Source organism: Actinoplanes sp. GCM10030250, assembly GCF_042666575.1.
In the GTDB taxonomy this organism is placed as follows: domain Bacteria; phylum Actinomycetota; class Actinomycetes; order Mycobacteriales; family Micromonosporaceae; genus Actinoplanes.
Window position 1 is genome coordinate 184,163 of the sequence record NZ_JBHTDO010000006.1, and the last position, 22,697, is coordinate 206,859.

At 70.0% G+C, this 22,697-nt stretch carries 19 protein-coding genes and 1 pseudogene; 12 read left to right on the forward strand and 8 right to left on the reverse strand.

The genetic code is table 11. The features are described 5' to 3' along the window. The first annotated feature begins 154 nt into the window (after nucleotides 1–154). From ACFQV6_RS11460 to ACFQV6_RS11470, 3 genes are all read left to right on the forward strand, one after another. Nucleotides 155–469 carry a hypothetical protein gene (locus ACFQV6_RS11460; protein WP_378027383.1) on the forward strand — a complete coding sequence of 105 codons (315 nt, stop codon included), beginning with the start codon at nucleotides 155–157 and terminating at the stop codon, nucleotides 467–469. Then, complete coding sequence (locus tag ACFQV6_RS11465; RefSeq protein WP_378027384.1) at nucleotides 466–957, forward strand: GAF domain-containing protein; 492 nt, start codon at nucleotides 466–468, stop codon at nucleotides 955–957. Before ACFQV6_RS11460 ends, ACFQV6_RS11465 begins: the two co-directional genes overlap by 4 nt. Before the next feature lie 330 nt (nucleotides 958–1,287). After that, nucleotides 1,288–2,688 carry an FG-GAP-like repeat-containing protein gene (locus tag ACFQV6_RS11470; RefSeq protein WP_378027385.1) on the forward strand — a complete coding sequence of 467 codons (1,401 nt, stop codon included), beginning with the start codon at nucleotides 1,288–1,290 and terminating at the stop codon, nucleotides 2,686–2,688. Here ACFQV6_RS11470 and ACFQV6_RS11475 read toward each other — a convergent pair. The 4 genes from ACFQV6_RS11475 to ACFQV6_RS11490 all read right to left on the reverse strand — a co-directional run bounded on the left by ACFQV6_RS11475 (nucleotide 2,678) and on the right by ACFQV6_RS11490 (nucleotide 7,836). After that, nucleotides 2,678–5,716, reverse strand: a complete 3,039-nt coding sequence (locus tag ACFQV6_RS11475; RefSeq protein ID WP_378027386.1) for a BTAD domain-containing putative transcriptional regulator — start codon at nucleotides 5,714–5,716, stop codon at nucleotides 2,678–2,680. The two genes, ACFQV6_RS11470 and ACFQV6_RS11475, sit on opposite strands and share 11 nt — an antisense overlap. A gap of 217 nt (nucleotides 5,717–5,933) precedes the next feature. Next, nucleotides 5,934–6,830: a DUF5996 family protein gene (locus ACFQV6_RS11480; RefSeq protein WP_378027387.1), complete on the reverse strand. Its 897-nt coding sequence runs from the start codon at nucleotides 6,828–6,830 to the stop codon at nucleotides 5,934–5,936. Between the two features lie 221 nt (nucleotides 6,831–7,051). Further along, a complete protein-coding gene (locus ACFQV6_RS11485; protein WP_378027388.1) occupies nucleotides 7,052–7,693 on the reverse strand; it encodes a hypothetical protein in 642 nt (213 codons plus the stop codon). A 5-nt stretch (nucleotides 7,694–7,698) separates the two neighbouring features. Then, the gene (locus ACFQV6_RS11490) at nucleotides 7,699–7,836 is read right to left on the reverse strand and encodes a hypothetical protein (protein WP_378027389.1); all 138 of its coding nucleotides are present in this window, start codon (nucleotides 7,834–7,836) and stop codon (nucleotides 7,699–7,701) included. Nucleotides 7,837–7,993: 157 nt separating this feature from the next. Here ACFQV6_RS11490 and ACFQV6_RS11495 point away from each other — a divergent pair, with 157 nt between their 5' ends. After that, on the forward strand, nucleotides 7,994–8,401 hold the full coding sequence (locus tag ACFQV6_RS11495) for a hypothetical protein (RefSeq protein WP_378027390.1): 408 nt from the start codon (nucleotides 7,994–7,996) through the stop codon (nucleotides 8,399–8,401). A 50-nt stretch (nucleotides 8,402–8,451) separates the two neighbouring features. On the opposite strand, the gene ACFQV6_RS11500 is transcribed toward ACFQV6_RS11495, so the two are convergent. After that, nucleotides 8,452–9,444: a cellulose binding domain-containing protein gene (locus ACFQV6_RS11500; protein ID WP_378027391.1), complete on the reverse strand. Its 993-nt coding sequence runs from the start codon at nucleotides 9,442–9,444 to the stop codon at nucleotides 8,452–8,454. Between the two features lie 211 nt (nucleotides 9,445–9,655). Between ACFQV6_RS11500 and ACFQV6_RS11505 the strand changes: the two genes are divergently transcribed. The 5 genes and pseudogenes from ACFQV6_RS11505 (at nucleotide 9,656) to ACFQV6_RS11525 (ending at nucleotide 16,012) form a co-directional block, all read left to right on the forward strand. Next, on the forward strand, nucleotides 9,656–11,149 hold the full coding sequence (locus tag ACFQV6_RS11505) for a cellulose binding domain-containing protein (RefSeq protein WP_378027392.1): 1,494 nt from the start codon (nucleotides 9,656–9,658) through the stop codon (nucleotides 11,147–11,149). Between the two features lie 146 nt (nucleotides 11,150–11,295). Next, nucleotides 11,296–11,655 carry a hypothetical protein gene (locus tag ACFQV6_RS11510; RefSeq protein WP_378027393.1) on the forward strand — a complete coding sequence of 120 codons (360 nt, stop codon included), beginning with the start codon at nucleotides 11,296–11,298 and terminating at the stop codon, nucleotides 11,653–11,655. 75 nt (nucleotides 11,656–11,730) lie between these two features. Continuing rightward, nucleotides 11,731–14,130 (forward strand): protein translocase subunit SecD, encoded by a 2,400-nt coding sequence (gene secD, locus ACFQV6_RS11515; RefSeq protein ID WP_378027394.1) that lies wholly within the window; start codon nucleotides 11,731–11,733, stop codon nucleotides 14,128–14,130. 86 nt (nucleotides 14,131–14,216) lie between these two features. Continuing rightward, nucleotides 14,217–14,549, forward strand: a pseudogene (locus ACFQV6_RS11520) (transcriptional regulator); the annotation flags it as partial. A gap of 113 nt (nucleotides 14,550–14,662) precedes the next feature. After that, entirely contained in the window at nucleotides 14,663–16,012 is a 1,350-nt protein-coding gene (locus tag ACFQV6_RS11525) for a PQQ-dependent sugar dehydrogenase (RefSeq protein ID WP_378027395.1), read from the forward strand. Between the two features lie 206 nt (nucleotides 16,013–16,218). Here ACFQV6_RS11525 and ACFQV6_RS11530 read toward each other — a convergent pair whose 3' ends face one another. Then, a complete protein-coding gene (locus ACFQV6_RS11530) occupies nucleotides 16,219–16,653 on the reverse strand; it encodes a hypothetical protein (protein WP_378027396.1) in 435 nt (144 codons plus the stop codon). A 58-nt stretch (nucleotides 16,654–16,711) separates the two neighbouring features. Beyond that, the gene (locus ACFQV6_RS11535; protein ID WP_378027397.1) at nucleotides 16,712–18,031 is read right to left on the reverse strand and encodes an ROK family transcriptional regulator; all 1,320 of its coding nucleotides are present in this window, start codon (nucleotides 18,029–18,031) and stop codon (nucleotides 16,712–16,714) included. A 191-nt stretch (nucleotides 18,032–18,222) separates the two neighbouring features. Between ACFQV6_RS11535 and ACFQV6_RS11540 the strand changes: the two genes are divergently transcribed. The 3 genes from ACFQV6_RS11540 to ACFQV6_RS11550 all read left to right on the forward strand — a co-directional run bounded on the left by ACFQV6_RS11540 (nucleotide 18,223) and on the right by ACFQV6_RS11550 (nucleotide 21,498). Next, nucleotides 18,223–19,719, forward strand: coding sequence for a cellulase family glycosylhydrolase (locus ACFQV6_RS11540; protein ID WP_378027398.1), 1,497 nt, complete (start codon nucleotides 18,223–18,225; stop codon nucleotides 19,717–19,719). A 145-nt stretch (nucleotides 19,720–19,864) separates the two neighbouring features. Continuing rightward, entirely contained in the window at nucleotides 19,865–20,335 is a 471-nt protein-coding gene (locus ACFQV6_RS11545; protein WP_378027399.1) for a hypothetical protein, read from the forward strand. A gap of 74 nt (nucleotides 20,336–20,409) precedes the next feature. Continuing rightward, on the forward strand, nucleotides 20,410–21,498 hold the full coding sequence (locus tag ACFQV6_RS11550; protein WP_378027400.1) for a LacI family DNA-binding transcriptional regulator: 1,089 nt from the start codon (nucleotides 20,410–20,412) through the stop codon (nucleotides 21,496–21,498). Here the strand turns inward: ACFQV6_RS11550 and ACFQV6_RS11555 are convergent. Next, nucleotides 21,482–22,696, reverse strand: coding sequence for an alginate lyase family protein (locus ACFQV6_RS11555; RefSeq protein ID WP_378027401.1), 1,215 nt, complete (start codon nucleotides 22,694–22,696; stop codon nucleotides 21,482–21,484). The genes ACFQV6_RS11550 and ACFQV6_RS11555 overlap by 17 nt on opposite strands. Between the last annotated feature and the right edge of the window lies 1 nt (nucleotide 22,697).

Sequence of the window (22,697 nt, forward strand, 5' to 3'; positions counted from 1 at the left end):
ACCCGGCGCAACGCCAACCGCCCGATGCAACGCGTTCGGCGTTCCGAAGCTGGCCCGGCCGACGGCCAGCAGGAAGTCAGTGGGCTCGGCTCAGCCGCGCCGGGTCTTGGCCGAACTGAAAGGCGAGGTATGCGCAAGCCGACGAAGGGCCCCGATGCCGGAGAACAACCCGAGACCAGACGTCTCATCGCCGGGTGCCGCGTACGAGATCGAGATGCCAACCCTCGCGACAGCCAGGGCGGCGCTGACGGGCTTCTACGGCCCGCACGCCGACGACGTCTGGCGCACCCTGCTGTTCACCTGCGGCCTGACCGGCGAGGAAACCGATCGCGGATCCTTCAGCCGGCTGATTTCCTCCATGCAGGTCGCCCAGCCGATGACCCGCCTGTGCGCACGCAGCCTCGCGGTACGCGCCGCGGCATACGAACGCCTCGTCGAGCGGCACGACAAGAACGGGACAACCGCATGAGCATCCCGACCCCGAACCGCTTCGAAATCATGGCGCGCATCAACCTGGACGACCCGGAGCTGCGCCGCCGCCTGGACAGCATCGCCAAACGTACGGCCGACCGGCTCGGCCAACCGATCGCCCTGGTCAGCATGGTGCTCGACACCGCACAGATCTTCCCCGGTTCGTACGGGCTCCAGGGATGGCTGGACGAGCTGGCCGGCACCCCGATCGAATGGTCGTTCTGCGTCAACGCCGTCAATTCCGGAACCGCCTACGTCGTACCGGACGCCACCACCGACGCACAGCAATCAACCAACCCGTTGGTGACCATCGACGGTGTGCGCAGTTATGCCGGCGTCCCGATCGTGGTAGACGGCGCCATCCTGGGAGCGCACTGCGTCCTGGGCCCGAACCCACACCCATTCACCGACGCCGACCTCGCCGAACTCCGCCGAGGCGCCGAGGAGATCAGCCAAATACTACGCTCGTTTCCCCTTGCCGACTGACCTCCCGGCCGCTCGTCCGAGCCGGCCGCATGACCATCGACCGCTGCGCGTTCGCAGGCTCGGCTTCGGCGACCACTTCCTCACCGAATCCCGCCGCACCCACCATGCGGCGGCTGTGCAGTGTGGATGTGAACTCGGCGGGTGATCGCCACGCTCAGTCAGTGTCCACGGCGCAGTTCTTCTGCTGCCAGGCGCGGTAGGTGTGGATAGCCGTGTGTAGCGCACGTGTGGCTGCTGTATGAGCACACCTTTGCAGGATCGGTGGCACCGCAATGACATGCGGTGCTGGTGACGATCGTCGCCGGCCGAATCCACGGGAGGGCTCGACAGATGAGCAGCAGATTCACGGTGCGGCTGCTGGTGGCCGCAACGCTCGCCGGCGCCGGGGTCGCGGCGTTGCCCGCCGCCGCGCTGGCCGCAACGCCCGCGCCGGACTTTGAGGCGCCGTTCGCGTGCGGTACGCAGGTCAGGATGGAGACCGGACCATCGCATGACGGGTCGCAGCGGGAACGGGCGCTCGACATGTACAGGCCGCCGGCCGTGGGTACCGCCGTCGTCGCGTCGTCCGGCGGCGAGGTGCACTACACGGAGCCGGGCGGTGTGATGATCGAGCACGGCCGCGGCTGGTTCTCCCAGTACATCCACATGCGCAACCGGATTCCGGAAGGCTCGAAGGTCTTGCGGGGGCAGCAGATCGGCACGGTGAGCGACGTGGGCACCGGTACGGCGCACCTGCACTACGAGCAACTCTATGACGCCAACGGTGACGGTTGGGCCGACAACGGCGAATGGGTGCATCCGACGTTGAACGGCATCACGTACCGGCTGGGCGCCAGTGGTCAGCCCACGGAGACGACGATCGTCAGCCAGAACTGCGGCCAGGAAGACGATGCCACCGTGCAGTTCGCGGAGATCAACGGAGGTGGCCGGGAGGGCGACTTCCGCGACGAGATCGTGAGCGTCGGGTACACGGGAGCCACCTGGGCATATCTGAACCGCGGCTGGAACGCGTCCGGCGGGGTCTACTACGGGCCGGACTCGGCGCGGGTCGCGAACGGGTTCCACCCGCCGGCGACGCGGTTCGCCGACCTCGACGGTGACGGCCGGGACGAGATCATCGGCATCGACGGCAACGGCACGGCCGGGGCGTACCGCAACCGTGGCTGGGGCGCCGCCGGCGGTGTCTACGCCGGGGCGGACTCGAAGGTCGTCGCGCTCGGCTTCCGCGACTGGGAGGCCACGAAATTCGCCGACGTCAACGGTGACGGCCGCGACGATCTGATCGGCATCGACAGCAACGGCTCGGTCCGGGCGTACCGCAACCGCGGCTGGACCGCCGCCGGCGGGGTGTTCGACGGCGCCGACTCTAAGGTCGTCGCGCTCGGGTTCCGCAACTTCACCGCGACGAAGTTCGCCGACCTCAACGGCGACAGCCGCGACGAGATCCTGGGCATCGACGGCAACGGCACCGTCGTCGCGTACCGCAACCGCGGCTGGGACGCCGCCGGCGGCGTCTACACCGGCTCGGACTCCAAGACGGTGGCGCTCGGGTTCCGCAATCACGCGGCGACGAAGTTCGGCGACATCGACGGTGACGGGCGTGACGAGATACTGGGCATCGACCCGTCGGGCACGGTCGTCGCGTACCGCAACCGCGGCTGGGACGCCGCCGGCGGCGTCTACACCGGCTCGGACTCGAAGATGGTCGCGCTCGGCTTCGTCATCGCCTGACAGCCAGCGCGTCGATCTCCCGGATCGCATCATGGTTGCCGAGGTCCGCGTACACCGCGCGGGCCTCGGCCCTCGCTTCGTGGGCCGCGGCGAGGCGGCCGGTGGCGGCGAGGGCGTCACCGAGGATTCGCAGCGCACCGGCCAGGAACGACGGCCACCCGCGGGTCCGCCACATCCGCACCGACTCGGTCAGGTGCTGCACCGCCCGGCCCGTCCGGCCGGCGTGCAGCTCCGCCTCACCGAGGACGGACAGTGCGTCGGCGACGTGATGGGTCATCGTCGAGCGGCGGCCGAGGAAGACGGCCCGTTCGGCCAGGTCGCCGGCGCGCGGGTCGCCTTCCCGGACGGCCACGCGGGCCTGAGTGATCAGGGTCAGGACCTCCGCGTACCGATCGCCGTGCCGCCGCGAGATGGCCAGCGAGGCGTCGAGGGCGGCCCGGCTGGCGGGCAGGTCACCGGCCCGGCAGTGCACGATCCCCATGAACTGCAGGACCGTCGCCTCGAACCGGTCGTTGCGCAGCTCGGCGGCGAGCGCCAGCGCCTGGGTGAGGCGGTCGCGGGCCACGTCGAGGCGGCCGTCCTCACCGTGGCTGAGGGCGAGCGCGACGTGGGCACGGGCCTGCCCGCCGAGGTAGCCGGCCTTCTCGGCGAGGCGCAGCGCACGTTCAGCGGCTTCGACGGCGGCAACCGGCCTGCCTCCCCCGGCGAGCGCCCACGCCGTCAGGACCGCCGCGTCGCACTGCCCGACCGGATCGCCGAGCCGGTCGAACAGGTTCGCGAGACGGGTCGCCTGCGTATGCATCCGGGCCATCGCCGTACCGCTGTGGTGCGCGGTGTTCCAGGTGGTGACCTCGATGAGGCCACGCAGCATGACGGCCTGGCCGCGCAGGTGGCCGGCGGCGGCGCAGGCGTCCGCGACGCGTTCGTTGGTGGCGAGCCAGTCGGTGTACATGCCGCGGATGTCGAAGTACTTCTCCAGGCACCCGGCGAGGTCGAAAGCCACCTCGACGCGGCCGATGGCGCAGGCCTGCGCGACGGCGGCCTGCAGCGCGGCCCGCTCGGCCTCGAACCAGTCCGCCGGTTCTGCTGTGGACAGCCCGGCGGCGTGCAGGTCGACCGGGACGCGCTCGGCGGTGCCGTGCATGAGGGCGTAGCAGGGGCCGTATACGCGGGCCCCGAACCGCTCCGCCAGCCACAGCCAGGCCCCGAACCCCCGGTCGAGCGCGGCACCGTCGTCGCTGTCGGCCAGCTCGCGGGCGAACAGGCGGACGAGGTCGTGAAAGCGGTACCGGCATTGGCCTGTCGCATCGGGAGCCGTCAGCGACAGCAGCTGTGCGTCGACGAGGGTTTCGAGGTGTGCCGACACCGCATCCGCCGATTCGCCTTCGCTGTCGCTCAACACCGCGGCGGCCAGCCAGGGAGCGAAGTCGGGCACGTCGAACGTCGCGAGCCGCCGCAGCAGCCTCCGCGGCTGTGGACCGAGACCTTCGTAGCTGAGTGCGAGCGACGCGCGGACTTCCAGGTCGCCGGTGACGAGCCGGTCGAGGCGGCGCCGTTCGTCACCGAGCAGACCGACGAGGTGCGCGAGTTGCCACGTCGGCCGCGCGGCGAGCCGCGCCCCGGCTATCCGTACGGCGAGCGGTAGCCACCCGCACTGCCGGACCAGCGCGGTCGCGTCGGCCGGGTGCGCACCGACCCGCTCCTCGTCGACGACCCGGCGCAGCAGCGTCACTGCCTCCTCCGGGGCGAACACGCCGAGGTCGAGCCAGTGCGCCCCGGCAAGGCCGGTCAGGCGGGAGCGGCTGGTGACCAGGACCGCGCAGCTGCTCGATCCGGGTAGTAACGGCCGCACCTGCTCGGCGCCGGCGGCATTGTCAAGCAACAGAAGAACCCGGCGTACGGCGAGACGGCTGCGGAACATCGCGCTGCGCTCGTCGACGTCGCGGGGAATCGCCTGGCTGTCGACGCCGAGGGCCCGCAGGAACCTGGCGAGCACGTCACCCGGCTCCTGCCCGCCGATGTCCATGTACAGCTGCCCGTCGGGGAACCGGCCGGCGACGCGGTGCGCGATTCGGACCGCGAGGGCGGTCTTGCCGATGCCACCCATTCCGGCGACCCCGACGACCTTGAGCCCGTCTCTGCCGCCGATGCTGTCGGACAGGCGGGAGTCGAGCTCGGCGAGCTGGCCGGCGCGGCCCGTGAAATCGTTGAGATCCGGTGGCAGCATTCGGGGCACCGCGACCGGCAGTGCGCCTGCGTGTGGGGGCTCGATGCTGGCATCGGCGCGCAGGATCGCGGTCGCGAGCCCGGCGATCTGCGGTCCGGGATCGAGACCCTCGGCGTCGGCCAGAGCCGCGCGGTAGGCGCGGTACGTCCGCAGCGCCTCGAGCTTTCGGCCGCTGTGGAACAACGCGTCCATCTGCCGCAGCCGCAGCCGTTCCCGCAGTGGATGCTTTGCGACGAGTGGCGCGAGGTCGGCCGCGACCCGCCCGGCGTGCCCGTTGCCGACCTCGAGGGCGGCGAGCTGCTCGACGGCGGACAGCCGCCGGTCGACGAGGGCGGCCCGGGTCGCCTCGACGAACGCCCCGGCGGCGTCGGCGAGCGGTTCGCCGCCCCACCCGGCGAGGGCCGCCTTGAACAACCGTCCGGCGGCCGGATCCCCGCGCGCGGCAGCTGTCTCGGCCTGCCGCAGCAGCGTCTCGAACCGCACGACGTCGACGTCCTCGGCCGGATCCGGCCCGGCGGGCGGTCCGGCCAGCCGATATCCGAACCGGTCACCGGTCACGGCATCGCCGGCTCCGATCTCGGCAAGGGCCCGGCGGATCGCGGCGACAGCGTTGTGGACCTGCGCACGTGCCGTCGACGGTGGCGCGCCGCCCCACAACGCGTCGATGATCGTGTCCTGCCCGACCGTGCGACCGGCGTCGAGGATCAGCAGCGCCAGCAGCCCGCGGGTCTGCGCCCGCGGCAGGACGAGCCTGCGCCCGCCGGCCTGCGCGCCGACGGATCCGAGCACGGTGAACCGCATGCCACCCCTCCTCGGCCGAAACCGATGACCGCCCCAGCGTGACACGGTCCGGCCAGCCGGGAGGTACCCCGGCGGCTACTGTGCGATGTCCGATCACCGACCTGCCAAGCAGCAATCCCAGCCTCTCCGGCCGCGCCCGAGGACGACTCCGGCCCTGAATGACGGCCGGCGCGCCGCACCCGGCCACACTTCGGTTGCTCAGCCGCCAGCCGGAGCGTTACGCCTCCAGGGCGTGGCGATCCCACCCTGCTAGGTCGGCGGCGGCCTCGTAGGTCGTGCGGAGGAACTCGGTGAGCACCGCGTCGGGGTCGGGCGCGTCGGCGACGGCCTCGTAAGGCAGCACACACTCTTGCAGCGCCTTGTCGTAGTAGGCAGCCGTGCGCTCGGCGTAGCCCGGCGGCTCCGGATAGGCGTACGCGTAGAAGGCGCCCTCTTCGCCGCCGCCGGGCCAGAAACCGAAGCTCGCCAGCTCGTGCGAATAACCCTCGCGCATGACCGACGGCGGGCAGTTGGGAGCGCCGCCCGGGTGCGGCGGGGCGATGCGACCGGAGAAACGGGTGTACGCGAGGTCCATCGCGCCCCAGAAGAAGTGGACGGGGCTGGCCTTGCCGACGAACTCGGAGCGGAAGCGCCCGAGGACCCGCTCGGCCCGCAGCAGCTGCCGCCAGAACAGGTGGGCGGCCTCCCCGTCGTACGTCTGGTGCTCGTGGTCGTCGGCGAAGGGGACCGCGTGCTCGACCTCATTGGGGACGGCGTGGATCCGCGGTTCGACGCCGAGCGCGGCCAGCGCCTCAAGGGTTTCACCGTAGAAGGTGGCGACCGACTTGGGCTCGAGGGCCACCTCACGCGAGCCGCCGTCGCTGGTGCGCACGTGCAGGCGGTGGTCGAGGAAGTCGAACTCGAGGTCGAACACGCCATCCCCGTGCGGCACGGCCGAGGTGGTGAGGCCGCGCGCGCTGGGATAGAGGGTGACGTGCCACCAGTGGTTGACCGGCGGCGCGTACGCCATGCGCACCTTGCCGACGATCTGCGTCCACATGTGCAAGGTGTCGCGGGTGTCGGCCCAGTCGGCGACACGCAAGCGGGGCCACGACCCGGTGCTGGTGTTTTCCATCGCTCTAGCCGATCGACCGGGCAGTATCGAGAATGATCGTGGGTTTCACATCAGTTCCTTTCGGCGAGTGTTCGGGTGTCGTCCTGATGCATCATGATCGGGACTCCTGGATCGTTACGACGACGCTGGACCAGGAAGACAGGTAACCGCCGGTCTTGGACGTGAGTGTCACCCGGCCGGGACATCGGCGCGGCAATACCCGTCTCCCCCCAGTGACCTGGTCAGGTGCCCAAACCGTCCAACAGCCAGTGGTAACGCAGCCGCCAACTGCGTTCCACAGCCCCCACCGCGGCGGCGGCACCGAGCGCGACGTTGACCCACACGGGCAGGTCGATCGGCGACTCGAAGCGCCCGAACCGCTCGACGATCGGCGGAGCCCCCAGGGTCGGCTCGAGCAGCTGCACCAGGTTGAGCCCGATGCCGACGACGAGCACCACCACGGAGAAGGCCGCGATCCAGCGGCTCAGGACCCGGTGCTCGCGGTCGAAGCGCAGCCGCCGGCCGATCGCCGACCGCGGATCGGGGAGCAACTGATATTCCTCACCCGCGGTCGTCACGTAATGGGCGCGTTTGAGACCCACCGTGGACATCGCGACCTGAATCGTGCCGCCGTCGACGGGGATGGCGGCCGGCATCCGCGACCGGGCATGGTGGCGGCCGTTGGCGTACAGGTGCACCATCCCGTCGTCGCCCGCTTCCTTGCCGGAGACGCGCACGTCCACGGCATAAACGGTCCGGGCCACCTGAAGCGAGAAGAGCTTGCGCCCGGTGAACAACTGCCACCAGCGGAATCTCTCCAGAGGGTGACCGTCGCCGGCCCGGACACGCTTCGCGGCCATGTGTTGCCTGAGCTCGTCGAACATCGCCGTCAGCTGCCCGGCTGGCGCGGCACGGCGCCGTTGTCGACGAATGTCGCCGCGACGTCCGGCGATTCGTCGGTGCCGCATGCGTACGTGGTGAGACCAACTCCGGCCAGCAGTACTGCGCCGGTGCGAGAGCGAGACATGACATTCCTTCGGGCTTGTGGAAGCGCTCGACGGCTACTCGGCGACTACGGTAAGCCGCCATCAGAAACCGTGTGCTCGCCACACAGTCAAGGTCGCGATCGCCGACTGAGATGATGTCGAGCTGCGCGGTGGACCGACCGAGGGGACGAGTCCGGCGTGGACGTGGTGTTCCACGTCGCCGGGCCCTTGCTCGACACCGAGTTCACCGGTACGGACCGGCCGGTACGCGCGGCCGGTACGCGCGGCCGGTACGCGCGGCCGCTTCGGCTCGTCGCCGTGCAGATCGCGGTGCCGGCCGACCTGGAGAACCGGCCGCCGGAGGAGGTGCTGCCGATGCTCGCCGACCATCTCGTCGAGGCCACCGAGCTGGCGGCCGCGACCCTGGCGAAACGCAAGAACGCGCTGCCCGTCCGGCTGGCGGTCGACGTCGCCCGGACGGCGCGGAGGTGGCCCGCACCTGACGGCGGGCTGCCCACCGATCAGGTCCACAGAGCACGGGGTCGGACAAGATGGGCAAGGTCGACCGCAGGCGGGTGCTGGTCGCCGGCATCGCGGCCGCAGTGACGGTGTCAGGGTGACGGTCGGGGTCTTGCGGGCAGCGGCCCGGCAGCGATTCAGGATCTCGATGCGGGCGGGGCTTTCGAGGTGGCCGAGGCGCTGGGACCCGGGTCGATCGAGATCATGACCTGCGTCGGGGTGGAGAGGTTGCCGGCGCCGTCGAAGGCGCGAACGCTGACGAAGTGTGTCCCGAAGCCGAGCCGGACCAATGCCGTGGTGCCGCCGACCCGGCTGACGACCGCGCCGTCCAGCGCGATCTCGTAGCCGGCGACGAACTGGTCGTCCTGGGGCGCGTCCCACCGGGCGGTGAAATAGCCGCCGCTCGGGCTGACGAGTCTGAGGTTCGTCGCCGGGCCGGGCGGGGTGACGTCCGGTGAGGTGCCCAGGCCCAGGGTCGCGAAGGGGGAACGGTTGCCGGCCGCGTCGACCGCCCGTACTCCGAAGGTCATCACCATCGGCGGTGGGATCGGCATGCTGTGGCTGGTGGTGGTCACCGTAGCGGTCGGGCCCGAGCTGGTGCCGGTGTAGATCTCGTATCCGACGACGCCGGTGTCGTCAGTCGACGCATCCCAGCGCAGGGTGAAGGTGTTGCCCTGCGTGTCACTGCGGAAGTTGGCCGGTGTGCTGGGCGGCTGGGCGTCGCGGGCGGCCAGATCGCCGGCACACGACCCGCCGTTGAGCAGGCACGACTGCGGCACGCCCGGACCGGAGGCGATCCAGCCGAAGGACGTCGACGCGCCCGGGTCGAGACTCGCGTTCCACGAAGCGCCGGTGATGACGTAGTGCGTACCGGTCCGGGTCACCACGGCGTTCCAGCTGTGGTCGAGCGTGGTGCCGTCCAGCAGGTCGAACTCCACCCGCCAGGCCGCCATGCGGTCCACGCCGTCGTTGGTCACCGTCATCCTGCCCACATAGCCGGTGGGCCAGGCGCTCTCCTTCAGGAACACAGCGGTCGCGGCCTGGGCCGGTCCCGGAGTGAGCATGATCGTCGTCAGTCCGGCCACCAGCGCGGCCAGGACCGCGGACACGCGCGACCTGAATCGACTCATGTCGATGAACGCTACATGCTGGATTCGATTGCGGACGCAGCGTGTCAGGATGCGGAATGCGCTGGCGATCATCTTCGCCGCGCTCGCGAAGGTGCGCAAGTCCGCCCTGCGGTAAGCCCGCCGGGACACGGTGGCGTCGCCACACCGATCGGCGTAGCTTAATCGGTTAAGAATCGATGATTCTCGATTCAGTGACCTTTGGAGGCTTCGCGTGCGCTACATCCGTTCCCCGCATCGGCAGGCGATCGCGGCCGCGGCGACCGTCGCCGTGGCCGCGGGTGTCGTGCTGACGACCACTCTCGCCGCGCACGCCGCTACCGGATGCCGCGCCACCTATACGGTGACGAGCCAGTGGCAGGGCGGCTTCGGCGCCCGCGTCGACCTCACCAACCTCGGCGACCCGGTCACGAGCTGGCGGCTGACCTGGTCGTTCGGCGCCGGGCAGACGGTCACGACGCTCTGGAACGGCGTTGTGGCCCAGTCCGGCGCGCAGGTCACCGTCACCAACGCCGGCTGGAACGGCGCCCTCGGCACCGGTGGCTCCGTCTCCGTCGGTTTCAACGGCTCGTTCAGTGGCGGAAACCCGGCGCCGGCGGACTTCGCGCTCAACGGGGTCACGTGCAACGGCGGCACGACGCCGACCAGCACCGCACCGTCCGGCCCGCCCCCGGCCAGTGTTCTCGACCAGGTCGCCACGCCGAGCCGGGTGAGCACGGCCGGAGCCGCAGTGCAGTACACCTGGCCCGGCACGTACTTCGAGGGACGGTTCCGCGGTACAGGCGTCGGCCTGGTCCTCAACGACTCCAGCAACGACTACGTCGTGCAGGTCGACGGTACGACGGTCGCGACCCTCGTGACGCCGGGCAACACCACTCACTGGGTCCGCAATCTTGCCGCCGGGGATCACACCGTGCGGCTGGCGAAGCGTACGGAAAGCCCCTGGGGTGTGGGGGTGTTCGGCGGCCTGGTCGCCGACACCGGCGGCGCGATCCTGGCCGAACCGGCCGCGCGCACCCGGCAGATCGAATTCATCGGCGACTCGTGGACCGCCGGCTACGGCGACATGTCGACCTCCCGCGACTGCAACAGCACCGGCGGCGTCAACCGCAACACCAACGCCGACGTCTCCTTCGGCGCGCTCACCGCCAAGGGCCTGAACGCCGACTACCAGATCACCGCCTGGTCCGGCCTCGGCATGGTGCGCAACTACGGCGGCCAGAATGCCGGCTACGACTTCCGCACCTACTACGAAACCGACCTGCAGGCGCTGTACAACAGCCAGACCTGGCCGGTGCCGAGCACCTGGCGGCCGCAGGTGGTCGTGATCGGCCTCGGCATCAACGACTTCTCCACGGCCCTCACCTCCGGCGAGCGGTGGACCAGCGTCGACCAGCTGGCCGCCGACTACCGCACCGCGTACCTCGCCTTCATCGCCAAGCTGCGGACCCGGTACGGGACCGGCACTCAGATCGTGCTCACCTACCCGGACCTCTCCTACCAGACCACCGCGTTCGCCACCTCGATCCAGCAGATCGTCAAGAACCGCAACGACGCCGGTGACGCCCGGGTGTCGGCGCTGTACTACGACAACACGGCCCTCGGACTCGACCTGCTCGGCTGCGACTGGCACCCGTCCCAGCGCGACCACCGGATCCTCGCCGACGCCGTCACGAAGCACGTCGCCACGCTGCCGTCGACCTGGTAGGCGTTCTTGCAGATCCTCGGCGGGCGGTCTCCCGGGCCGCCCGCCCGATGGAGCGCGAAGCCGCCCCTGCCGGCAGACGCTTGCTTCTCGATCGGCGGGTGTGACACCGCGCGGTAGGTTGGGCCTGGCCGGAGAGGGGAACGGGCGTGTGGGTTGAGCGGCGGGCACGGCAGGCATGGCATGCCGCCGTCCTGACGCTCGTGCTGGGTGCCGCCTGGATCGCCGTGCTCGGTGTGGGCCGTGGCGAGTGGTCCTCGGCGGGTGAGTCCCGCCCGGCGGCGGTAACCGCGGTGCCGCCCTCGTTCACCCCGGTGCTGCCGGAAGCCCGCCCCATCGGCAAGCCGCTGCGCAGCGCGCTGTTGCTGCTCATCGCCGTGGTCGCTGTCCTGTTCGGTGCTCGGCGACGGGTCACGTGGCCCGCCGCCGCCGGGACGGCGTCGACCGCGACGACCTCGACGCTCCTGCACGCGATAAGAGGCCGGGCACCGCCACGCCTGCCGGCGTAGCTGTCCCTGTTCTTTCACCCGCGGTGGCGCCCGATGGCAGCCGCGCGGGCCTTCCTGCGTTGAGGAGCATCCGAAATGTCGCGCGCCATTGTCGTGCGCGCGGTTCTGGCCCTGGTCGTGTTGGCGGTGTCGGGGTGGCTTCTGGCCACCCGGCCGCCCCGGCTCGGGCTGGACCTGCGCGGTGGAACCCAGATAGTTCTCGAAACCCGTGACGGCGAGTTCGCCCAGGCGAACGCCGCCACCACCGACGAGGCACTCGAAGTGCTACGTCGCCGCGTCGACGAGCTCGGCGTGGCAGAGCCGACCCTGGCCCGCTCCGGTGAGCGGCGCATCATCGTCGAACTGCCGGGCGTGACCGAACCGGCCGAGGCGGTCCGGGTCATCGGCCGTACCGCTCAACTGAGCTTCCGGCCGGTTCTGGGCGCCGGGCCCGAGCCGTCGGCCTCGGCGACTCCGTCCGCCCCGGCGCCGGCACCGTCCGCCTCGTCGCCGGCAACGTCCGCCTCGTCGCCGGCAACGTCCGCCTCGTCGCCGGCAATGTCCGCCTCGTCGCCGGCAATGTCCGCGGAGATCGTGCTCCCGTCCGAGGACGGGCAGCCACTGCGGCTGGGACCGGCCTCACTCTCCGGTCAACAGGTCGACGGCGCCACCGCGACCCTCAGCGAGTTCGGTGAGTGGCACGTCAACCTCGACTTCCGCGGCAACGGCGGTGAGGCATGGCGAAAGCTGACCGGTGTGGCCGCCTGTGCACCGCCCGGCGACCCGGCCCGGCGGGTGGCGGTCGTGCTCGACCAGGAAGTGATCTCCTCGCCTCAGGTGAACGAGGACATCGCCTGCGACGTCGGCATCAGCGGCGGCCGCACCCAGATCACCGGATCGTTCACCGAGGCCGAGGCGAAGGACCTGGCGCTGCTCGTCCGCGCCGGTGGTCTGCCGGTCCCGGTCGAGATCATCGAGCAGCGTACGGTCGGCCCGAGCCTGGGCCAGGCCGCGATCGACGCCTCGGCGCTGGCCGCCGTCATCGGGATGATCGCCACGATCCTGTTCATCACCGCCGTGTACCGGCTCGTCGGCGGTGTCGCCGCCATCGCGCTGATCTGCTACGGCGTCATCTCCTATGCGGCGCTGCTGGCCATCGGCGCCACCCTGACGCTGCCGGGACTGGCCGGGTTCGTCCTCGCGATCGGCATGGCTCTCGACGCCAACGTGCTGATCTTCGAACGAGCCCGGGAGGAGTACGCCGCCGGCGGGCCCCGGCGCAGCCTGCGTACCGCCCTGCGGTCCGGGTTCGCGAACGCCTGGTCGGCGATCGCCGACTCCAACATCACCACCCTGCTCGCGGCCGGACTGCTGTTCTTCTTCGCCTCCGGCCCGGTACGCGGGTTCGGCATCACACTGTCCATCGGCGTCGTGGCGTCGATGTTCACCGCGCTGGTACTCACCCGGGTGCTGGCATCGCCACTGGTCGGCACCCGCTGGCTGACACGCCGACCGGGTTGGAGCGGCCTGGCCGGCATCGGCTGGGTGCGCCGCAAGCTGGAGGCCCGCGACCCCGACATCATGGGGCGCCGGCGCCTCTGGCTGGGCGTCTCGGTGGCCGCCACCATATTGGCGTTGGCCGGTATCGGTGTGCGAGGACTGGAACTGGGCGTGGAGTTCACCGGAGGCCGACTGGTCGAGTACGCCGCGACCAGACCCTTGTCGGCCGATGACGCCCGCACCGCGGTGACGTCGGCCGGCCTGGACCGGGCAGTGGTCACCACGTCCGGCGATGGCAACATCAGCGTCCGCGCCGGCAGCTTCGACGAGGCCACCGAAGCCGGCGTACGCTCCGCGCTGACCCAGGCAGGCGGCGGTGACATGCAACGGCTGCGAGACGAGAGGATCGGCCCCACCCTCGGCGCCGAACTACGCCGCAACGCCCTCATCGCACTCGCCGTCGCCCTCGCCGCCCAGTTGGCCTACCTGGCCCTGCGGTTCCGCTGGCAGTGGGCCACCGCGGCCGTGCTGGCGATGTTCCACGACGTGCTCGTGCTGGTCGGCGTGTTCGCCTGGCTGGGCAGGCCGGTCGACGGTGTCTTCCTGGCCGCCCTGCTCACCGTGATCGGATACTCGGTCAACGATTCGGTCGTCACCTTCGACCGCATCCGGGAACTGGTCAGGGCCGGAGACAACCGCCGTACCCCGTTCGCCCGCCTGGCCAACACCGGCTGCCTGCAGACCGTGCCGCGTACGGTGAACACCGGCCTGGGCGCGATCTTCATCCTCACCGCGCTTGTCGCGCTAGGCGGGGACTCGCTGGTGGACTTCGCCATGGCGCTGCTCATCGGCATCGGTGTCGGCACGTACTCGTCGGTTTTCCTCGCCACCCCGTTGGCGGTCGTGTTCGAGTCGGGCCACGGTGGTCTCGTCACTCGGCACGGACGGCACGCGCCCCGGGCGACAGCGGACCTCGCGACACCAGGACGTTCGTGAGGGCGGCCCCCGCCCCGGCGTACTGCCGGGGCGGGGGCCCACCAGACACGGGCACTGCCCGTCGTTGATTTAAGGCGGCCCGCTCCGCCGTCGCTGCGCTGCGCATCGCGGCCGCCCAGAACCCCGACGACCAGCAACTGATGAACCTGATCGGCGAGTTGTCCATGCGCAGCGAGCCCTTCCGGACCATGTGGGCCGCTCAGGATGTCTACGTGCACCGCCACGGCACCAAACGTCTGCGCCACCCCGCCGTCGGCGAGCTGGATCTGGCCTTCGAGGCGCTCGAGTTGCCCGGTGACGACGGGCTGACCGTCATGACGTACTCCGCCGAGCCGGGGACCCCGTCCGGCGACGGCCTCGAGTTGCTCGCCACCTGGGCGGCGACGCAGGCAACCGCAACGGCCCAAGCCGGCGAATGACGGCACGGTACAGGGGTCCCTGGCAGGGTCTCCCACGGCCCTTATACTTTCATTATCGTCGATGCGTTGGCCGACAAATCGCAGTTCGAGCCCCTTCGACGAGAGGTACCGCCATGCGCACTCCCCATCCGGACTCCACACAGCCCGGCGTACACGGCAAGCGGAGACTCCGGTCCGGCGCCGCGGCAACGCTGTCGCTCGGTCTGGTGATGACGCTCGGTGCATATACCCGCGATGACCTGACTCTGACCGCCGGGGCTTCGGCCATGGCGCCCGGCACCCTGTCGCCGGTGGCGCTGACGGTGGCGGGAGGTGTCGATCCCGGTGCTGCCGCCGGCCGGTCGCTGAACCTGCGCGCGGGCTGGTCCGCCGAGGTCTGGGCGAACGTCCCCGGTGCGCGGCGCCTGGCCTGGGCACCGGACGGCCGCCTGCTCGTCTCGACCGGCGCCGCCGGATCGATCGTGGCGCTCACCCCGGCGCTCGGCGGCCGGGGCCCGGCCGTCACGACCCTGGCCGGCGGGCTCAACCACCCGCAGGGGCTCGCCTTCGCCAAGCAGCGCGGCCGGCACATCCTCGTGGCCGGCGACCGCAGCCGGATCGTCGCGTGGGACTATGCAGACGGCACCGTGTCCAACCAGCGGGCGGTCGTCGACGGGCTGCCCACCGGCGGACACGACCGCATCACCCCGGTGGTCCGCGGCGACCAGATCCTCTACAACGTCGGGTCGCGAACCAACGACGACCCGATCGACCGCACGTCCACGCCGCAGCGGGCAACGGTCGCCCAGGTCAAGCTGGACGGCACCGGCAACCGGACCGTCGCCACCGGTGTCCGCAACGGCTCGGGCCTGTCCTTCGCCCCCGACGGCACCCTGTTCGCCGCGATCAACCAGGCCGACAACCAGCCCTATCCGTTCCGCGACGACACCGGGCAGTACGGGCTGCAGGTCCCGGCGTACATCAACGAGAACCCGGTCGATCAGATCGCGCGGATCACGAAGGGCACCGAGCTGGGCTGGCCCTACTGCGTGCCGGACACCACCGGGCGACCCGACCTCACCAACCTGGGGTACGTCGCCCAGCCGCTCAGGAACCCGGACGGCACGGTGCTCGACTGCGCGGATGTCGACCGCACCGCCCTCGGCCTGCCCGCGCACAGCGCCGTCCTCGGCTTCGCCTTCACCCACGGCTCCACGCTGCCGAAGTCCCTGAGCCGCGGCGCCCTGATCACCGTGCACGGATCGTGGAACCGTACCCCGCCCCGCGAACCGTCCGTCTCCTACAGCGCCTGGGACAATCGCAAACGCACCCTCACCCCGCCCCAGCCGCTCGTGACCGGCTTCCAGAACGCCGACGGCACCCGCTGGGGTCGCAGCGTCGATGCGATCCCCGGCCCGGACGGCGCGCTCTACGTGACCGACGACGCGGCGGGCCTGGTCTACCGCCTGACCCCCGCACGCTGAACCGCAGGCCGCGTCCGGAGCCCGGCGTGACGCCGGGCTCACGGAAACGGCCGCCACGACCGGCACACGTGCCGTTCATCAAGGCCTCGGCCGGCTCAGCTCAAACCGACCCGCACCCAGCCAACATCCCGATGATCTCGACGCGTACCGCGAAAGACCAGCTCACACTGTGTGCGACTGGTTTGGCACGGTACACCCTGGGATGGCTACCACGGGCTCGGGTCCTCCCTTCTCGACTCTCCACCCTGCCGCTCCCTGGCCGGATCCGGCTCCAGTGGTTGGCGAGCCGACGGGCGGTCGACAACGCGTAGTAGCAGCCAGAGCGCGACTGCGATCGCCAGTGCGAGGACTCCGATAAGCATGATCCGGTGGAAGATGACACCCATGTCGCTCTGTGGCGCCTGGGAACGCTCGAACCTTTCAGCATCACCGCGAAAAAGAAGATCGGCGGTGCCCGCATCGCGCTCAGCGGATTTGTAATACAGATAGGGGGAGCTGACGACCAGCAGGATGACTCCGATGGCACCCGAGAAAGAGCAGGCAATGGCGAGGATCAGTGTGATCCCGGCGGCGACTTTCCGGCAGGCTCGCGTCAGGAGGGTCGCCGCTTTTCGCGACGCGGAGCTCGCAACATTCGGCATTTCGCACGCCTTGTCGTGGCATCGGTTTCTTAAAGGGTAAGTCCGCCTGAGGCATCGTTCAATCTCGGTCCGGCTGCGCCGGCGCCGGCTGTTCGTCCTCATCGCGGCCGTCATCGCCGCCGCCGGGCTCGCCGTACTCGCGTTCGCGCCACCCGAGCGCAGCTCGATCCCGGGCGCGGCCGGCGGTCAGTTCGCTTTGCAGTACGAGCACGGCTCCACCGATCGCCGCCGCGTCGGATCCGCTGACCGATGGCACGACACGCACCGGGTGCGCCCGGCGGGCGAAGGTGCGGCGGTCCACCTCCTGCTGGATCAGTGTTTGGTAGATCGAGCCGGCCACGGTGAAGCTGGGTCCGGCAAGCACGATCAGGTCCAGATCGAAGAGGCTGGTGATCGTGACGGCGGCGCAGCCCAGATATCGCGCTGACTGCTCGATGAGGTGTCGCGCCTGTGTGTTGCCGGCGTTCGCGGCGGCGGCGATGCGTGCGAACTCGGTGAGGAAGTCTGTTCCGGCCGGGTCGAGTACCAGTTGATCGGCGAGCTCGGGCGTGGCCAGCGCCTGGCGGACCACGGCGGCCGGACCGGCATAGTTCTCCAGACAGCCGCGGTTGCCGCACGGACACTCGTCGCCGTGGACGTCGATGGAGATGTGGCCGATCTCCACGCTGTTCGAGGAACTGCCGCGATACACCTCGCCGGCCACGACGACCCCACCACCGATGCCGGTGGCCATGTAGATGCAGCCGTACGTGCTGCGCGGCTCGACCGTGCCGATCCAGTATTCGCCGATCGCGGCCGCGGCGGCGTCGTTGTCCAGCAGGACGGGCATGCCGAGGATCTCGGAGAGGCGGGGTGCGACCGGATAGTCGAACCACTCGCCGGTCGGTTGCGGGGTCAACAGCAGGCCGGCGTGCCGGTCCTGAGGGCCGTAGCTCACCAGGCCGGCCCCGAGCACCCGGTCGCGGTCGACGGCCGCCGCGTCAAGGAGCGCGTTCACCTGTGCGGCCAGGAACGGCAGCGCCTGCTCCGGCGGCATCTGGGCGGTGCCGCGGAACGAGGTCCTGGCCACCTGGCGCCCGGCCAGGTCGACGACCACGATGACGCAGGCGTTGCGTTCGAGCTGCACACCGACGCTGTAACGGGCGAGCGGGTTGAGCTGCAGCAGCGTGGGCGGCTTGCCGCCGGTCGACGCGCCGCGCCCGGCCTCGACGACCAGGCCGTCGGTCATCAGGTCCCGGACAACCTCGGAGATCGTCGGCGGTGTCAGCCCCGAGGAGGCCGCGAGTTCGATCCGGCTGATCGTGCGGGCCGCCCTGATCAGGTCGAGCACCACCCCGCGGGTTTTCAGCCTGCTGCCCCAGACCGGGCTCGTCGCCATGCAACCTCCTCGGCAGCGGTGCATCGACTTTCATCAGTCAGCTTACTTTGTGCCCGCAGCGGTGGCCGTACGCATTCAGGCCGGCGAGGTCTTGCCGGGTTTGCCAGCACATTGACTTTGGTAAATAGCCTTAATAAGCTTGTGGGAGCGCTCCCAAAATGATCACCTCTGAACACCCAGGAGATCAGATGATGAGATTTCGTCCTCCCTTGCTGGCCTCCGGCGCCGCCATGGCACTCGTGGCCGGCGCCGTATCCGCGGCCACGATGCCGGCCGCGGCGGCGGCCACCGGATGCTCGGTCACCTACACGGTGCAGAGCCAGTGGTCCGGCGGGTTCACCGCGAGCGTCGGCATCAGGAACCTGGGGTCGGCCGTCACCAGCTGGACACTGGCCTTCGACCTCCCGAGCACCGCCCAGAAGGTCAACCAGGGCTGGAGCGCCACCTGGGCGCAGTCCGGCACCCGCGTCACGGCGGCAAGCTTGAGCTGGAACGGGCAGCTCGGCACGGGGGCGTCCACGTCGATCGGCTTCAACGGCGCGTGGAGCGGCACCAACCCGGTCCCGGCCTCCTTCTCCCTCAACGGCGTCGCGTGTACCGGCTCTGTGGTCCCGCCGACGTCGGATCCGACCTCCGCCCCGCCGAGCACGCCGCCGGACAGCGGACCCGCCCCGAAGCTCAAGGTCTCAGGCAACAAGATCGTCACCGCGGACGGCCGGGCGTACCGGCTGCTCGGCGTGAACCGATCGAGCGGCGAGTTCGCCTGCGTGCAGGGCAAGGGACTCTGGGACTCCGGCCCGGTCGACCAGGCGTCCGTCGACGCGATGAAGACCTGGAACATCCGTACCGTTCGTATTCCGCTCAATGAAGAGTGCTGGCTGGGCGTCAACGGCACACCCAGCGGCACCACCTACCAGCAGGGCGTCAAGGACTACGTGAACCTGCTCGTCGCCAACGGCATCAACGTGATCCTGGACCTGCACTGGACCTGGGGCGCCTACACCACCGGGCCGGACTGGCACTGCACGGACGAACACGCCACCTGCCAGAAGCCGGCGCCCGACGCGCGCTACGCCCCGCAGTTCTGGACCGGCGTGGCCACTGCCTTCAAGGGCAACGACGCGGTCGTCTTCGACCTGTTCAACGAGCCGTACCCGGAGATCGCCAGCGATTGGAACAAGACCCTGGGTTGGCAATGCCTGCGCGACGGCGGCACCTGCACCGGCATCCCCTACGAGGTGGCCGGCATGCAGGACCTGGTCGACGCTGTCCGTGCCACCGGCGCCACGAACATGCTGATGGTCGGCGGCCTCGAGTGGACCAACGACCTGCAACAGTGGCTGGCGTACAAGCCGGTCGACCCGCTGAACAACATCGCCGCGTCGTGGCACGCGTACAGTTTCAACGCCTGCGCCAACGAAACCTGTTGGGACAGCCAGATCGCCCCCCTCGCGCAGCAGATTCCCGTGGTCCTCGGTGAGTTCGGCCAGGACAACTGCGCCTTCGACTACATGCAACGGCTGGTCACCTGGGCCGACGCGCACGACATGGGATACCTGGCCTGGACCTGGAACCCGTGGGGCTGCACCACCGGCGCCGTACTCATCAAAGACTGGTCCGGCACACCGGAACCCGGCGTCGGTGAAGGCTTCAAAGCCCACCTACTGACCCAGACCCCGTACGTCTAGCAATCCTTCCGGCCGGTTCCGCGAACGCGGGACCGGCCGGAAGCCCTTCACCATCGTGGGACCCGCGAGAGCCGGCCCGTCAGCGCCCGGCGACGTTGGCCAAGCCGTCGATCTGATCGGCAGCCACACGTAGTCAGCGATCGCGGTGTTCTCTCCCAGCCCGGCGGCCATCGCCGCGCGGCTGCCGCCGTCGCCGTCCTGCGGCGAGGACTCCCCCGCCCTGCGCCATCCCGGCCACCACGTCGTAGACGTTGGCAACCGCAGGGTCCGGGAACTGCACGACAGTAACCGGGTTGAAGGCCTTGGCCCTCGGCACCTGTCCGCGACCAAGGCGATTCTGGAGAGCAAGGACGCCTCCGACATCCAGGATGCGATCAACCGCTACACCGTGATCAAAGCGCTGGACACGGACCAGCGCACGCTCGATCTTCGGGGTTTCGCACCGTCGTCGATCACCGAGGCGTTGGTCCTGTGCGACGAGGACCATTACGCGGTGAATACGCTCGCCGATCCGCAGCGGGTGTCACTGCGTGCCCTGAAAGCAGCGGTTCTTGACGGCGGACGACTGGCGGTCACCCCGCCGCCGGTCTCGTGGGCAGCAGTCGCACTGCGCTGAGGACTGTGGAAAACGTGTTCTGTCATCGTCGACTATCCTGTGCGACACACAGCGTGATCGGAGAGGTATCGCCCGTGGCAAGGAAGTCGGCGCCGGTCAACGCCAGCAGGACCACTATCAAGGACGTCGCGGCGCGAGCCGGGGTCTCCCCCGCCACCGTGTCCCGGGTGCTGCTGGAGAACTATCCGGTCGCGGCAGCCACCCGCACGAAGGTGCTGCGGGCGATGCGCGAGCTGGACTACGTGGTCAACGCGCAGGCGCGGGCGCTGTCCGGCACGTCGACGAAAAACGTCGCGTTCCTGGTCGACGACGTCACGGGGGCGTTCTACGCCTACATCGCCCGTGGCGTGATGCACCAGGCCAAGGACGAGGGCCGGCTGTGCATCGTGTGCAACACCGACGCGGACTGGGATCAGATCGTGCGGTTCATCGACCTGATGCGTCAGCAGGCTGCCGACGCCGTCATCCTGGTCGGCGGGGCCCGGGACAACGAGGCTCACGAGCAGCGGCTGATCCACTATGCGCACGCCCTCGACCGGTCCGGTTCCCGCCTGGTGCTGGTCGGCCGGCCGCCGCTGGCCGACCCGACCGCTCCCGCAACGGTCGTCGAGTACGACAACGTGGGCGGCGCCTACGCCATCACCGGGCATCTCCTGGCCGCCGGGCACCGCAGGATCGCGTTCGTCGGGCAGGTGCCCGGTCTGGTCACCAGCACGCAGCGGGTGACCGGGTTCCACAACGCCCACCGGGCGATGGGCGTCGAACCCGACCCGAAGCTGATCGTCTCCGGCGACCACAGTCGCACGTTCGGTCATCAGGCCACCCGCAAGCTACTGGCCGAGGGTGCCGAGTTCACCGCGGTCCTGGCCGCCACCGACGTGGTGGCGGCCGGCGTGTTGCAGGCGTTGCGTGAGGCGGGCAAGCGGGTGCCCGAGGATGTGGCAGTCGCCGGTTACGACGACATACCGCTGGCCGCTGATCTGTTCCCGGCGCTCACCACGGTGCACGTACCGCAGGAGGAGTTGGGCCGGGCGGCGGTCCGGCTCGCGCTCGGCCGCGGTGTGAACGCCGGGCCGCAGCACGTGATGCTGGGCACCCACGTGGTGGTCCGCGACTCGGCGCCGCCGCCCGGCCATACTGCAGTGGCTATTTCGCGTACATGAGGGTGCCGAATCCGAGCTGGTCGAAGCCGCCGCTGTTGGATCCGTAGTCGCCACCGCCGCCTTCGGGCCGGCCGAGTCCGGCGATGGCCGCGATGTTCGGCACGGACCGGCGCAGCCGCCCGTAGTAGTGGTAGTAGAGCTGGTCCCAGACCGGGCGGATCTGACCGCGGCCGGCGGCCGAGATGACAGTCTGGGTGGCGGTGGCGCAGTTCTGCCCGGTTCCCCAGGTGTAGGTGGTGAACGGGACTTCGTTGCCGAGGTTGTACCGGGCGACGTATTCGGCGGCGCGCATGAATCGGGTGTTGTCGTAGCTGTACAGGTCGTCGCCCTGGTTCCAGGCCATCTCGCAGATCGCGCCCATCTGGCCCATGCCCATCAGGCTGTGGCCCTGGTCGCGGCCGGACTCCTGCCATTGGGCGAGACCCTGGCTCGCGTAGACGAACGGCACGGCGCGGCTGATGGATCCGTTGCCGGGGCCGTTCTTGAAGTAGTTGACGGCCTGGTCGTATTTGGCGGTGTCGTCGCAGAGGATCCCGATCGCCATGATCGACGCCATGGTGCACAGGTCCCAGTTGGCCCAGTAGTTGCTGATGCAGGCGTCGTTGTGGTTGGTCAGGAAGTCGTTGTTCACCGGGTAGAAGACGCCGAGCATCATCCGCTGGAAGCGCGCCAGGTCGAAGCCGCTGTATCCGCGCATCAGCTCGGCGGCGTTGGCGAACTGCCAGCCGTAGATGCCGGCGGCCAGGAAGCGGTCGGCGTTGCCGGTGACCGTGGTCAGGGTGGCCGACCACGCGTTGAGGATGTCGCGGGCGCAGTCGGCGGCGGCGGTGTCGCCGGAGATCCGCCAGCGCAGGGCGTTCTGGTAGGCGGCGTGGATGTCGTTGTAGAGGATGCCGTAGTTCTGTCCGGTGCCGCCGCGGATGATCGTGGCCTGCGGGTTGGCGACCCAGGTCGGCCGGGCGTGCGCGTTGGCGATCAGCCGGTTCCAGCCCGACAGCCAGGGGTCCTGGCCGGCGCCGACACGCACGCGGGCCCGGTTGAGGTCGCCGGCACTGTGCAGCATGCCGGGATGGGTGAAGGTGGCCGGGGCCGCGGCGGCCGGCCGGATGACGGGTGTGACAGCGGTGCCGGCGAGCGCGGCGCCTGCCGCCGTCAGCAGACCACGACGACTGAAGCGGGGGTGGTGACCGTTGCTCATG

Excerpts from the sequence above, each read along its gene's own strand:
- ACFQV6_RS11460 (WP_378027383.1), top strand. The coding sequence starts at position 155 with ATGCCGGAGAACAACCCGAGACCAGACGTCTCATCGCCGGGTGCCGCG.
- ACFQV6_RS11465 (WP_378027384.1), top strand. The coding sequence starts at position 466 with ATGAGCATCCCGACCCCGAACCGCTTCGAAATCATGGCGCGCATCAAC.
- ACFQV6_RS11470 (WP_378027385.1), top strand. The coding sequence starts at position 1,288 with ATGAGCAGCAGATTCACGGTGCGGCTGCTGGTGGCCGCAACGCTCGCC.
- ACFQV6_RS11475 (WP_378027386.1), bottom strand. The coding sequence starts at position 5,716 with ATGCGGTTCACCGTGCTCGGATCCGTCGGCGCGCAGGCCGGCGGGCGC.
- ACFQV6_RS11480 (WP_378027387.1), bottom strand. The coding sequence starts at position 6,830 with ATGGAAAACACCAGCACCGGGTCGTGGCCCCGCTTGCGTGTCGCCGAC.
- ACFQV6_RS11485 (WP_378027388.1), bottom strand. The coding sequence starts at position 7,693 with ATGTTCGACGAGCTCAGGCAACACATGGCCGCGAAGCGTGTCCGGGCC.
- ACFQV6_RS11490 (WP_378027389.1), bottom strand. The coding sequence starts at position 7,836 with ATGTCTCGCTCTCGCACCGGCGCAGTACTGCTGGCCGGAGTTGGTCTC.
- ACFQV6_RS11500 (WP_378027391.1), bottom strand. The coding sequence starts at position 9,444 with ATGAGTCGATTCAGGTCGCGCGTGTCCGCGGTCCTGGCCGCGCTGGTG.
- secD (WP_378027394.1), top strand. The coding sequence starts at position 11,731 with ATGTCGCGCGCCATTGTCGTGCGCGCGGTTCTGGCCCTGGTCGTGTTG.
- ACFQV6_RS11525 (WP_378027395.1), top strand. The coding sequence starts at position 14,663 with ATGCGCACTCCCCATCCGGACTCCACACAGCCCGGCGTACACGGCAAG.
- ACFQV6_RS11530 (WP_378027396.1), bottom strand. The coding sequence starts at position 16,653 with ATGCCGAATGTTGCGAGCTCCGCGTCGCGAAAAGCGGCGACCCTCCTG.
- ACFQV6_RS11535 (WP_378027397.1), bottom strand. The coding sequence starts at position 18,031 with ATGGCGACGAGCCCGGTCTGGGGCAGCAGGCTGAAAACCCGCGGGGTG.
- ACFQV6_RS11540 (WP_378027398.1), top strand. The coding sequence starts at position 18,223 with ATGAGATTTCGTCCTCCCTTGCTGGCCTCCGGCGCCGCCATGGCACTC.
- ACFQV6_RS11555 (WP_378027401.1), bottom strand. The coding sequence starts at position 22,696 with ATGAGCAACGGTCACCACCCCCGCTTCAGTCGTCGTGGTCTGCTGACG.